Here is a 12,323-nt window from a genome sequence, read left to right as displayed (position 1 = left end):
CAAAATAGGAACCGCCGTATGCCGAACGGCACGTACGGTGGTGTGAGAGGTCGGTAAACATGAAAATAGGAGATAAACACCTATGATTAGTGTTTACCTCCTACTCGATATGTCCGATATGATATGAGAGCCGAAGTTTTTTCTTTCCGGACCGTGCTTCGTTTTTATATATGTGGAAAGATAAAAAAAGAGATCGGAATTTTCCGACCTCTTTTGCATTAAAATAGAACTCAGATTATTTCTTGAAATATCTGTTGTACAAACCTTCGAAACCTTTTCCGTGACGAGCCTCGTCTTTTGCCATTTCATGAACTGTATCGTGGATAGCGTCCAGATTCAACTGTTTAGCACGAGTCGCAATACGTTTTTTATCTTCGCAAGCACCAGCTTCTGCGTTCATACGTTTTTCCAAATTAGTCTTGGTATCCCATACACAGTCGCCTAGCAATTCAGCGAATTTAGAAGCATGTTCAGCTTCTTCCCAAGCATAACGTTTGAAAGCTTCAGCTACTTCGGGGTAACCTTCGCGGTCAGCTTGACGGCTCATTGCCAAGTACATGCCGACTTCAGTACATTCACCCATAAAGTGATTGTTCAAGTCTTTAATCATTTCTTCATCGCAACCTTTGGCTACGCCGATTACATGCTCGTCAACGAATGTCAGACCGTTGTTGTCTTCTTCCATTTCTTTGAATTTGGAAGCGGGAGCTTTACACAAAGGACATTTTTCAGGAGCTGTTTCACCTTCGTAGATGTAACCACATACAGTACAGATAAATTTCTTCATAATTCAATGTTTTTTAGTTGTTAGTTATTTAGTTGTTTTTTGCCTATGGCCAAAGGCCTAGGTCAGTTCTTGTTCATTTTCAAACATTCAGGGCATATACCCTTATAGTATCGGTGTGTTTCCTCTATTTGAAAACCTTCTTTTTTCATATGTTTAATCTCATCCGGTTCTTCTGCCGATAGAGGGATGTCCGTGATTCTACCACATACTTTACATTGGAAATGTGCATGTACAGATATGTCTCCGTCAAAGCAAGCATTCCGTTCGTCAATGGTCAACATGCGGGCTGCACCGTGTTCTACAAACAGTTTCAGGGTGTTGTAGACAGTTGTTTTCGACAATGTAGGAATATCTTGGCATAAAGCCATATAAATCTCATCGATGGACGGATGAGTATGATGCTTCAGCAAGTAATCCATAATGGCAATGCGTTGTACGGACGGCTTGATTTGGTAACTGAGCAGATATTCGTAAACGTTCATCTTATTATTCCTTATTTGTAATTGTTACAACTTTAAATCATTGGCAAAGGTATAAATATTTTCTTTATGTACAAAATAACAGATGTTTTTTTTACTTTTTTTCAATATGGATAAGGGATACACCTTATTTTATATTATCTTTGTCCGATGTAAGCCAAGATATTAAATGACATACTTATGAAATATGGTTTTGTGAAAGTGGCAGCCGCTATTCCTTTGGTGAAGGTAGCCGATTGCCCATACAATGCAGAGCAGGCAGAAAGCCTGATAGCGAAGGCAGAGGGGAACGGGGTGCAGATATTGGTTTTTCCCGAATTAAACCTCACTGGATACTCGTGTGGTGACTTATTTGGGCAAGCATTGTTACTTGAGCAGGCAGAGATGGCACTGATGCGCGTGCTCAACAATACTCGTCAGTTGGATATCATTTCCATTTTGGGTATGCCGCTTCGGGTAGACTCGATGTTGCTGAACTGTGCCGTAGTTATTCAGAAAGGAAAGATTCTGGGAGCTGTGCCCAAGACTTATTTACCCAATTATAAGGAATTTTATGAGCATCGCTGGTTTGCTCCTGCCACTTCGCTTGATGGTGAGTCTACCGTTCGTCTTTACGGGCAAAACGTTCCGGTCAGTCCTCATTTGTTATTTGAGACTGCCGAGACAAGGTTCGGCATAGAGTTGTGCGAAGACGTGTGGGCGCCTGTCCCGCCTAGTTCGGCATTGGCTCTTAAAGGAGCCGATATCATTTTCAATCTTTCTGCCGATACCGAAAATATCAGCAAACATCAGTATCTTCGTTCGTTGCTTGCTCAGCAATCTGCACGTTGTTTGGCTGGATATGTGTTCGCTTCGTGTGGTTTTGGCGAGTCTACTACCGATGTTGTGTTTGCGGGTAATGCGCTGATATACGAAAACGGTACGTTATTGGCAGCTTCCGACCGTTTTTCTTTTGACAGGCAACTGGTGGTAAGTGAAATCGATGTAGAACGTTTGCAGGGCGAACGTTTGGTGAATACAACTTTTGCCGCCAACATAAGTCAGTATCAAGGAGAGCCGATAAAGGTTATACAGACCGAAAGGGTATTGGAGAAAGATTTTACACTTACTCGGCGGATAGACCCACATCCGTTTGTCCCGGCAGGGGGGCAGATGCTTGCCAGCAGATGTGAGGAGATTTTTTCCATTCAGGTAGCAGCGCTGGCAAAGCGGTTGGTACACACAGGATGCAAGACGGTGGTGGTAGGTATTTCGGGAGGACTTGATTCTACGTTGGCGTTGTTGGTATGTGTCAAGACATTCGACAAGTTGGAGATGTCGCGCAAGGGCATTGTCGGCATTACGATGCCAGGATTCGGCACCACAGGACGTACTCATCGCAATGCTGTTGCGCTGATGGAGTCGTTGGGGGTTACCTCACGTGAAATCAGCATTCGTGATGCCTGCCTTCAGCATTTTAAAGATATCGGACATAATCCTGATGTGCATGACGTGACCTATGAAAACGTGCAGGCACGTGAGCGGACACAGATTCTGATGGACTATGCCAACAAGGTAGGGGGATTGGTAATTGGTACGGGCGACCTTTCCGAACTTGCTTTGGGCTGGTGTACTTACAATGCCGACCATATGTCGATGTATGGAATCAATGCCGGTATTCCAAAGACTTTGGTACGTTATCTGGTCACGTGGGTAGCAGAAACGGTAGATGCCGGTTCACGTGCTACGCTGCTCGATATCATTGATACCCCTATCAGTCCTGAACTGATACCAGCTGATGAGGATGGCAATATCCGGCAGAAGACCGAGGACTTGGTAGGTCCTTATGAACTTCATGACTTTTTCCTTTATCATTTTTTGCGTTTCGGTTTCCGTCCCGCCAAAATTTATTATCTGGCAAAAGTAGCTTTCCGTGGTACTTACGATGATGATACTCTTAAGAAATGGTTGTCGAACTTCTTCCGTCGCTTCTTCAGTCAGCAGTTTAAGCGTTCTTGTCTGCCCGATGGTCCGAAGGTGGGTTCCGTATCGCTAAGTCCGCGTGGTGACTGGCGTATGCCGAGCGATGCCAGTGCAACGCTGTGGCTTCGCGAATGTGAAGAGGTGAGTTGAGATGCGTGGAAAGTGTTTGGATAGAAATGGCAGATAATTTTTTGCGGCTATCCGTGATGGCATTCCGAAAGCACATTATTCAAGTTAGACTCCGGGTGGGTGAATAGCGTTTCTGCTGTTATCCCACCCGGATTTTTTATATCGTTTTCTGTTTGAATAGCTTGAACTGGCGGTAGAGCATAATGGCGGCGATGATGCTGGCTGCAAGGTCGGAGATGGGCATGCTGAACCAGATGCCGTCTGCACCCCAGAAGAGCGGGAGAATCAGCAGGAGCGGGATAAGTATCATCACCTGCCGGCTCAGCGAAAGGATGATGGCTTTTTTTGCCATGCCGATGCTTTGGAAGAAGTTTGACGTGACCATCTGGAATCCGATGATGGGGAAGAACATTACCGTGATGCGCAGCCCGCGTGCCGAAAGGTCTATCAGGGTCTGGTCGGTGGTAAAGGCTTTTGCCACAAGTTCGGGTATCAGTTCGCCCACCAGGAAACCGGTTGTCGTTACGATAGTGGCGGCTATCACGGTGATTTTCATTACCTGGTTCACGCGTCCGTATTGGCGTGCGCCGTAGTTGTATCCGGCTATGGGCTGCATGCCTTGGTTCAGCCCCATGACAATCATGACGAAGAGGAAGCTGATGCGGTTCACGATACCGAACGCTCCGATGGCAAGGTCTCCGTCGTACAGCTTTAATCCCTTATTGATTAAGATGACAATCATGCAGGCGGCTATGTTCATGAAGAACGGAGCCAGTCCGATGCCGATGATGTTCTGCACCAAATGGCTTTGCAGGCGGTAAATGCCTTTCTTCAGGCGGAGCAGTTCGTTTTTCCGGCAGAAAAGCTTGATTTGCCATGTCAGGGCGATGATTTGCGCCAATATAGTAGCCAACGCCACTCCCTGGATGCCCCAATGGAACACGAAGATGAATATCGGAGCAAGGATGGTGTTGATTACGACGGTCATGATTGTGGCGAACATCGCCTTTTGCGGATAACCCGCCGCGCGGAGCACCGAGTTCAGTCCCAGGTACATGTGTGTCACCACATTGCCCAAGAGGATGACAATCATGTAATCGCGTGCGTAAGGGATGGTCGCTTCGCTCGCTCCGAAGAAATATAGAATCGGTTCGAGAAACAAGAGGGAAAGAATCGTGAATCCGATGCCGATAAGGACATTCAGCGATACGACATTGCCCAAGATATGCTGGGCGGTAGTATAATCTTTTTGCCCTAACTTCACCGAAACCAGCGTAGAAGCACCTACACCAACCAGCGAGCCGAATGCGGCGGCAAGGTTCATCAGGGGGAATGTGATGGCAAGGCCGGAGATGGCCATAGCGCCTACACCGTGCCCGATGAAGATGCTGTCTATCATGTTGTAAAGTGAAGAAGCCGTCATGGCGATGATGGCAGGGACGGCATATTGCGTCAATAGTTTGCCGATAGGTTGTGTGCCTAATTCGGAAGCGGTTCCTTTTTGTGACATAAAACTCTTTTTACCATTAAATCCGGGTGCAAAGGTAATCAAAATTAATGAAGAATGAAGAATGGAGAATGAAGAATTCCATGCGGGCGAAGCGATTCTTCATTCTTCATCCTTCGTTCTTCATTTATTAATTGTATCTTTGCTCCCAAGAATTTTGGACTTTTATGGAACATACTCCTCTATCTTTATACGAATTGAATGCCTTGGTGCGCCAAAGTGTCCGCTTGTCCATGCCCGATGCGTATTGGGTGCAGGCGGAGCTGAGTGATGTGCGGACCAACTATTCGGGGCATTGCTATCTGGAATTTGTACAGAAAGACCCGAAGAGCAATGCCTTGCTTGCCAAGGCGCGGGGCATTGTCTGGAGCAATGTATTCCGTGAGCTGAAGCCTTATTTCGAGCGGGAAACCGGACAGGCATTCGTGGCAGGGCTGAAAGTGCTGGTAAGGGTAACGGTGGATTTTCATGAGCTTTACGGCTATTCGCTTACCGTTATCGACATCGATCCTACGTATACGCTGGGGGATATGGCAAAGCGGAGAAGAGAAATCTTGCAACGCTTGGAAGAAGAAGGCGTGCTTACATTAAATAAGGAGTTGGAATTGCCCGAACTTACCCAACGCATTGCCGTGATATCTTCGCCCACGGCGGCGGGGTATGGAGATTTTTGCGACCAGTTGGAGCGCAATGCCTTCGGTTTTGTGTTTTATACCAAATTGTTTCCGGCGGTGATGCAAGGCGAGCAGGTCGAGGATTCCATTATCCGTGCCTTAAACCGGGTTTATGCCGAGCTGGAACATTGGGATGTAGTGGTGATTATCCGTGGAGGTGGAGCGACATCAGATTTGTCAGGGTTCGATACGTATGAACTGGCAACGAATTGTGCTCAGTTTCCTTTGCCAATCATTACCGGTATCGGCCATGAGCGCGATGATACGGTGATTGACATGGTGGCGCATACGCGGGTAAAGACTCCTACGGCTGCTGCCGAGTTCTTAATCAATCATTTGCGTGAGACTGCTGGTAGGTTGGATGAATATGTGTCGTTCTTTTATCAGGAAGTGCCTGCTTGGTTAGAACGGCAGAAAGAACGTTTAGAACATTGGGTGGCACGTATTCCGGCACGTGTACAAATGTGTTTGCAGGATGAAGGATTCCGTCAGGAACGTTTGTTGAAGCGTATGCATTTGGCTTGGCAGACCCGTTTGATTAAGGAAGATTATCGTTTGCAATTAGACCGACGGTTGGGCGTGGTGCTCTGTTCACGTCTGCAACGGGAAACCCAGCATCTGCTGTTGATTGAGCAACAAGTCAAATCGGCATCTCCCGACCTGCTGTTGCAGAAAGGATATAGCATTACATTGAAAGACGGTAAGGCGGTGACAGACCCAGCTTTGCTCTCGCCGGGTGACAAGATAGTGACGCGAGTAGCAAAAGGAGAGTTTAAAAGTGAGGTATTATAGGTAAGTTTTCATTATATATTATGGCAACCAAAAAAGAAACATATTCTGAAGCGATGAAGCGGCTGGAAGCAATCGTGGCGCAGATTGAAAGCAATGAACTGGATATCGACGAGCTGGCAGGCCGCTTACAGGAAGCTCAGCGTCTGATTAAATATTGTAGAGAAAAACTCTATAAGGCGGATGCGGAAATCAAAAAGATGCTTGATGAAGGAAGCAAAGAAGAAAAAAGTGCGGATTAAATTGGATTTTGTAAATATAACTCTTACATTTGTTGCATTGTTTATAACGAAATGTAACATTTAAAACATATTATTCGCATGAAAGAAATCGATTGGGCTAATCTGCCGTTCGGGTATATGAAGACAGATTACAACGTACGTTGCTATTATCGCGACGGGAAATGGGGAGAATTGGAATTGTGCTCGGAGGAGACATTGAATATCCACATGGCGGCTACTTGCCTTCATTACGGGCAAGAAGCGTTCGAAGGGTTGAAAGCGTTCTGCGGCAAAGACGGCAAGGTCCGTGTATTCCGTCCGCAAGCCAATGCAGAACGTTTGCAAAGCACATGCCGGGGTATTTTGATGCCCGAACTTCCGACGGAGTTGTTCTGCGAAGCTGTACGCAAAGTGGTGAAAGCCAACGAACGTTTCATTCCGCCTTACGAAAGCGGTGCGGCTCTTTATATCCGTCCGTTGCTTATCGGGACGGGGGCACAGGTAGGCGTACATCCGGCAAGTGAATATTTGTTTGTGATATTCGTCACTCCGGTAGGCCCGTATTTTAAAGGAGGCTTTGCTACGAACTCGTATGTGATTATCCGTGAGTTCGACCGCGCTGCTCCGCTCGGTACAGGTACATACAAGGTGGGTGGAAACTATGCAGCCAGCCTGCGTGCCAACAAGATGGCGCATGATGCGGGTTATGCGTGCGAGTTTTATCTCGATGCAAAAGAAAAGAAATACATCGACGAGTGCGGTGCAGCCAACTTCTTCGGCATCAAGGATAATACGTATGTTACTCCGCTTTCTACTTCTATCCTGCCGTCCATTACCAACAAGAGCTTGATGCAGCTGGCAGAGGACATGGGCTTGAAGGTAGAACGCCGTCCTATCCCCGAAGAGGAACTGGAAACGTTCGAAGAAGCCGGCGCGTGCGGTACGGCTGCGGTCATCAGCCCGATAGAACGTATCGATGATTTGGAGAACCACAAGTCGTATGTCATTTCGAAAGACGGCAAGCCGGGCCCCATCAGCGAAAAGCTCTACCACAAGCTTCGTGCCATCCAGTATGGTGACGAACCCGACCCGTACGGATGGGTGATGATGGTGGACTGATGCTTCGGTAACGTAAAAAGAAAAAGAGAGTATGCAGATATGCATATCCTCTTTTTTTGAATATCAATTAAATGAATCTCTGCAATCAGCCAATTCGGTTGGGTTGCAAACGCAGTATATATTCAACCGCCGATGCAGTATATATTCAACCGCCGATGCAGTATATATTCAACCGCCGATGCAGTATATATTCAACCGCTGATGCAGTATATATTCAACTGCTGATGCAGTATATATTCATTTTTCAGGAGTATATATTGGCTGTTTGCGTGCATTCATTTGTTTTTTACTTTATTTTCGGTAGCATTTCAGGCGTAGGCCGTTCGTAATTGCTGATGGGAAGTTTTACCTTCATCAATTTCTTCAATTTATGTACAGGACGCTTTATATCTTTCGGAAAAGACATTTTTGAAAACTGCTGGAAGTAGAGCAGGCAAGCATCTTTCCACCACACTGCATCATTGGTTTGAATTTGAAGCCGTTCGTTTACGGCATTCCAACGTTCTGTATCCACATAAGGTTTTACTTCCTCCCAAGTCTGGCAGAAGTTCCGTGTCTTGTCTACACCATGTTGGTAATGGCGGCATAATTCTTCCCATAAAGTAGTTCCGTTATTCATGGTATGTGTCCACGGTGCATGGTGAAACCAAAGCAGGAACTCTTCGGGACAGGTATCGATGGAGTCGAACATACGCGCCAGTGAGTCGGGGTATTGTGCCACGGCATTGCTTCCGGTATGGCTACGGTCAAATCCAAGTCCTTTACGGTCGGCCTGGTGGTAATAAGAGGGAAGCCAGTCGGGGCGTGCTCCGGGAATGGTGCACCAAGGTTCAGGTCCATAGTGGTGTCCCCAGGCAAAGATATGGTGTAGTCCGAGGGGCATCATATAGTCTACTACGGCTTCACGGCTCTGCATCATCATATCCTCTACGGGATGTATAAATTGAGGGTTGGCTGTAAATGTCTGTGCCAGCCATTCATCGGCAATACTTTCCGAAGAAAGTTCCGGATTCCATGCCAGGCGTCCGAAGGCATACCAGTTGGCTTGTGCAAAATCGTGTCCGCACCAATTACTTTCGTCTCCGATATTCGATACACCCGCAATGGCACGTATGCTTTCCGGTTTTACATATTGGAAAAATTCTTTCCACATCGGTGCCAGGTAAGCCAGGTGGTTGGAGTGTCCCAGGTATTCTTGTGTTACTTGAAACTCTACCATTAATGGGGTATGTTTCATCGCTCCGAAGAGTGGGCTGTAAGGTTCACGCGGCTGGAAGTCAATCGGACCGTTCTTTACCTGTACAATGACATTGTCGAGGAATTTTCCATCAAGGGGCTGAAATTCCAGATAGGCTTGTTTGGCACGGTCGTTATCAGAAGGACTGTACACAAAGGCACGCCACATTACAATGCCTCCATAAGGTTTTAAGGCCTCTGCCAACATATTGGCGCCTTCGGCATGAGTGCGGTGATAATCGCATGGTCCGGGTTGGCCTTCAGAATTGGCTTTTACCAGAAAACCTCCGAAATCGGGTATCAGACTGTATATTTCGTGTACTTTCTGCTTCCACCAGTTTGCTACTTGGGGATCCAACGGGTCGGCAGTAGCCAATTTGCCTATAATCATCGGCGAAGCAAAATTTACCGATAAGTATACTTTTAAGTTGTAAGGACGGAAAATATCAGCCAGTGCCTTTACTTTCTTCAGATAAGGCGTGTCCAGCATTTCGGGTGAGGCGTTGACATTATTCAACACTGTAGCATTGATACCGATGGAGGCGTTGGCACGGGCATATGCTTCGTAACGGGGAGAAAGTGTCGCTGGCAGTTCGTCCCATTTCCAAAGTGAATGTCCGGCATATCCACGTTCGATGGTACCGTCCAGATTATCCCAATGGTTGAGGATTCGTATGGGATACGCCGGACGTTCTTCGATATGGAGTGACTGAGTGTCTTGCTGGGTTGCTTGAAGTCGTAAGAGGTGATAGGTGGCATAAAGCAGACCTTTTTCGGAGATGGACCCAAGTGTGATACCGTTTTTCCCCGACCGGATGGTATAACCTTCGGGTCCTAAAGCGGTGTGGGTAGCATCATTGAACAGCTCAAGTGATACAGGAGTGCCTTTCCATGTCCGTTTCAGTTCAGAGCAAGCTATATCCAGTGTATGAGAATGCAGTGAACATTCTACCTTAGCATTTGCTGTAGTGTCCTGCCGTAGCCAGAGGCGGCTGCCGTTTTCTGCGGACAGCCGTTCTCCAGCAAGCAGCAAGCATATGCTGAGAAGCAACATTCGTATCATTCTCCTCCTCCGTCAATAGTGATGATTTTTCCTTCTGCATCGTATTCCAGTTCTACTACTTTCAGACTACGCAACCATGTTTTTCCTCCAGAGGGTACACAATCGTGGTGGAAGAGGTACCATTTGCCTTTGTATTCTACAATGGCGTGATGTGTGGTCCATCCCACTACCGGTGTGAGGATAACTCCTTGATAGGTGAACGGTCCGTATGGATTGTCTCCGATAGCATAACACAAGAAGTGGGTATCGCCCGTAGAATATGACAAATAGTATTTCCCGTTGTATTTGTGCATCCACGATGCTTCGAAGAAACGATGCGGGTCATTGGCTTTCAGTGGGTTTCCTTCCTGGTCGATAATGAGGACGGGGCGAGGGTCTTCGGCAAACTGCATCATGTCGTCACGGAGTTTTACCACACGTCCGGGCAGAGCTGGTTCGTTGCCTTCGGGCAGGATGGCGCTTTCCAGTGCCTTATTATCCCGGTAGCGTTGCAATTGTCCGCCCCAGATACCTCCAAAATAAATGTAATGGCTTCCGTCTTCATCGCAGAATACGGCAGGGTCGATGCTATAACTTCCCCACATCGGATTGGCTTCGGGAATAAACGGACCTTCGGGCTTGTCGCTTATGGCTACTCCCAGACGGAAAATGTCATTGCGGTCTTTCATCGGGAAATACATGTAATATTTGCCGTTTTTGAAAGCCACGTCGCAATCCCACAACTGGCGTCCTGCCCAGGGGATATCTTCCACTTTCAATACAACTCCGTGGTCGGTGATTTCACCGTGCATTACATCATCGGTAGAGAATACGTGGTAATCTTTCATATTAAAATGGTCGCCATTGTCGTTTTCGGGAACTCCACTTTCCCAGTCGTGCGAGGGATAAATGTATAATCTGCTGTTAAAGACATGTACAGACGGGTCTGCCATATAATCATTCGGTACGAGGTATCTTGCTTCTTTTTTCATGGTTATGAGTTTTTTTATGTTTATAAGTTTTTTAAGTTTTTCTTCTGTGTTATTGGGGTGTGTTTGTTTCCTTTTCTTTTATCATTTCCGTGATGAACGGCTTGGGCTGGTAGTTGCGGTCGAAGAGCAGCGGATAGTCTTTACGTCCTCGGATAGGGAAACCGTTTTTCCAGGAATCTCCGTCGGTTACTCCCCATGCTGTCACACGGTCTACGATATCGGCATGTTTTTCAAACAGTTCAAAGAATTGTTTCATGCGGGCGTTCCATGCCTGCGATACAGAATCGGGTAATGCATCCGGATACGGATTCAGCGCTTTCTTGAAGGCGATTGTATCCGATATATTGGCTGTACGTGATACGGTAGGCAAGGCACTCATATCCCATTCGGTAATCATTACTTTCACACCTTCTGCTGCAAAAGCAAGCATACTTTTTTCGAATTCTTCAATTTTCGGATAGTCCATACCCATGTGTCCTTGCATACCGACAGCATCGATGCGCAAACCTTTTTCTTTCAGGCTGCGGATGAGTTTTACAACTCCTTCGCGGCGTCCGGGGTTATCCATTCCGTAATCGTTATAATATAGTTCGATGGTGGAGTCTGCCTCGTGTGCGTATTGGAATGCCAAAGGAATGAATTCTTCACCCAAGATTTCATAAAATTTGCTCTTGCGGTACGAGCCGTCCTCAACAATGGCTTCATTTACCACGTCCCATCCTTTCAGCTTTCCTTTGAAATGATTTACTATGGTATAGATATGGTCTTTCATGCGTTGTTTCAAAACTTCGGGGCTTACGTTCTTTCCGTTTTTGTCCACACAGAACCATTCAGGACATTGCGAGTGCCAAATCAGTACGTGGCCGGTCATGGTCAGGCCATTCTCCTCACCGAACTTTACGAAATCATCCGCAGCCTTGAAGTCGTACACGTCTTCTGACGGATGGAGTTCTTCCATTTTCATGCAGTTTTCAGCAACAATGGCATTGAAATGGTGTTTCACAATATTGGTAGCATTCGTGTCTTTTCCAGCTACTTGACGGACATTTACTGCCGTTCCGATAAGGAACTGGTCGCCTACGGCATCTTTCAGTGTAAGCTCTTGTGGAACAGTGCTTTTAGGTCCGCTACATGCTGCGACGAACGTTGCTGCCAGAATAGCAGATGCAATGTGTTTTACTTTCATGGATTTTGTTTTTTTAAGTTATTTGTTTATTCAGTTAACTGAGAAGCTGTTTTGAATTTCTCCAAAAAGTTTTTCTTGGCTTGATGTATCTGTTTTCGTGTGTGCTTTGGGCGATTTTTTGGTTCTTTTCGCTCCTGTTCTTCGTCAGATAGCCCGCTATCTTCCTCATCACAGAAGCGAAAATGCCTCAAAAACTCATC

10 protein-coding genes are annotated in these 12,323 nt (G+C 46.5%); 4 read left to right on the top strand and 6 right to left on the bottom strand.

What is annotated here, in order from left to right; genetic code table 11:
- Positions 1-235: 235 nt before the first annotated feature.
- Together B5F71_RS16645 and B5F71_RS16640 are read right to left on the bottom strand one after the other, a co-directional pair.
- Positions 236-787, bottom strand: a complete 552-nt coding sequence (locus B5F71_RS16645; protein WP_022039311.1) for an NADH peroxidase — start codon at positions 785-787, stop codon at positions 236-238.
- A gap of 62 nt (positions 788-849) precedes the next feature.
- Positions 850-1,269: a transcriptional repressor gene (locus B5F71_RS16640; protein WP_022039310.1), complete on the bottom strand. Its 420-nt coding sequence runs from the start codon at positions 1,267-1,269 to the stop codon at positions 850-852.
- A gap of 177 nt (positions 1,270-1,446) precedes the next feature.
- Here B5F71_RS16640 and B5F71_RS16635 point away from each other — a divergent pair, with 177 nt between their 5' ends.
- On the top strand, positions 1,447-3,378 hold the full coding sequence (locus B5F71_RS16635; protein ID WP_022039309.1) for an NAD(+) synthase: 1,932 nt from the start codon (positions 1,447-1,449) through the stop codon (positions 3,376-3,378).
- Positions 3,379-3,514: 136 nt separating this feature from the next.
- Here the strand turns inward: B5F71_RS16635 and B5F71_RS16630 are convergent, their stop codons facing one another.
- Positions 3,515-4,867, bottom strand: coding sequence for an MATE family efflux transporter (locus B5F71_RS16630; protein ID WP_087212534.1), 1,353 nt, complete (start codon positions 4,865-4,867; stop codon positions 3,515-3,517).
- 164 nt (positions 4,868-5,031) lie between these two features.
- Here B5F71_RS16630 and xseA point away from each other — a divergent pair, with 164 nt between their 5' ends.
- The 3 genes from xseA (at position 5,032) to B5F71_RS16615 (ending at position 7,667) form a co-directional block, all read left to right on the top strand.
- Positions 5,032-6,330, top strand: coding sequence for an exodeoxyribonuclease VII large subunit (xseA, locus tag B5F71_RS16625; RefSeq protein ID WP_087212531.1), 1,299 nt, complete (start codon positions 5,032-5,034; stop codon positions 6,328-6,330).
- A 20-nt stretch (positions 6,331-6,350) separates the two neighbouring features.
- Entirely contained in the window at positions 6,351-6,569 is a 219-nt protein-coding gene (gene xseB / locus B5F71_RS16620; protein WP_087212528.1) for an exodeoxyribonuclease VII small subunit, read from the top strand.
- A gap of 78 nt (positions 6,570-6,647) precedes the next feature.
- Complete coding sequence (locus B5F71_RS16615; protein ID WP_087212525.1) at positions 6,648-7,667, top strand: branched-chain amino acid aminotransferase; 1,020 nt, start codon at positions 6,648-6,650, stop codon at positions 7,665-7,667.
- 286 nt (positions 7,668-7,953) lie between these two features.
- Here the strand turns inward: B5F71_RS16615 and B5F71_RS16610 are convergent, their stop codons facing one another.
- Genes B5F71_RS16610 through B5F71_RS16600 form a run of 3 tightly spaced genes read right to left on the bottom strand, consistent with a single transcriptional unit; the run spans position 7,954 to position 12,123 of the window.
- Positions 7,954-9,966 carry an alpha-glucuronidase gene (locus B5F71_RS16610; protein WP_087212522.1) on the bottom strand — a complete coding sequence of 671 codons (2,013 nt, stop codon included), beginning with the start codon at positions 9,964-9,966 and terminating at the stop codon, positions 7,954-7,956.
- Positions 9,963-10,937: a glycoside hydrolase family 43 protein gene (locus B5F71_RS16605; protein WP_087212519.1), complete on the bottom strand. Its 975-nt coding sequence runs from the start codon at positions 10,935-10,937 to the stop codon at positions 9,963-9,965. Before B5F71_RS16605 ends, B5F71_RS16610 begins: the two co-directional genes overlap by 4 nt.
- Before the next feature lie 49 nt (positions 10,938-10,986).
- Complete coding sequence (locus B5F71_RS16600) at positions 10,987-12,123, bottom strand: endo-1,4-beta-xylanase (protein ID WP_087212516.1); 1,137 nt, start codon at positions 12,121-12,123, stop codon at positions 10,987-10,989.
- Between the last annotated feature and the right edge of the window lie 200 nt (positions 12,124-12,323).

Source organism: Bacteroides sp. An269 (genome assembly GCF_002159755.1).
GTDB lineage: Bacteria > Bacteroidota > Bacteroidia > Bacteroidales > Bacteroidaceae > Phocaeicola > Phocaeicola intestinalis.
The sequence above is the reverse complement of the archived record's forward strand: the minus strand, read 5'-3'. Positions and strand labels throughout refer to the sequence as shown.

Excerpts from the sequence above, each read along its gene's own strand:
- B5F71_RS16635 (WP_022039309.1), top strand. The coding sequence starts at position 1,447 with ATGAAATATGGTTTTGTGAAAGTGGCAGCCGCTATTCCTTTGGTGAAG.
- B5F71_RS16610 (WP_087212522.1), bottom strand. The coding sequence starts at position 9,966 with ATGATACGAATGTTGCTTCTCAGCATATGCTTGCTGCTTGCTGGAGAA.
- xseB (WP_087212528.1), top strand. The coding sequence starts at position 6,351 with ATGGCAACCAAAAAAGAAACATATTCTGAAGCGATGAAGCGGCTGGAA.
- B5F71_RS16645 (WP_022039311.1), bottom strand. The coding sequence starts at position 787 with ATGAAGAAATTTATCTGTACTGTATGTGGTTACATCTACGAAGGTGAA.
- xseA (WP_087212531.1), top strand. The coding sequence starts at position 5,032 with ATGGAACATACTCCTCTATCTTTATACGAATTGAATGCCTTGGTGCGC.
- B5F71_RS16605 (WP_087212519.1), bottom strand. The coding sequence starts at position 10,937 with ATGAAAAAAGAAGCAAGATACCTCGTACCGAATGATTATATGGCAGAC.
- B5F71_RS16630 (WP_087212534.1), bottom strand. The coding sequence starts at position 4,867 with ATGTCACAAAAAGGAACCGCTTCCGAATTAGGCACACAACCTATCGGC.
- B5F71_RS16615 (WP_087212525.1), top strand. The coding sequence starts at position 6,648 with ATGAAAGAAATCGATTGGGCTAATCTGCCGTTCGGGTATATGAAGACA.
- B5F71_RS16600 (WP_087212516.1), bottom strand. The coding sequence starts at position 12,123 with ATGAAAGTAAAACACATTGCATCTGCTATTCTGGCAGCAACGTTCGTC.
- B5F71_RS16640 (WP_022039310.1), bottom strand. The coding sequence starts at position 1,269 with ATGAACGTTTACGAATATCTGCTCAGTTACCAAATCAAGCCGTCCGTA.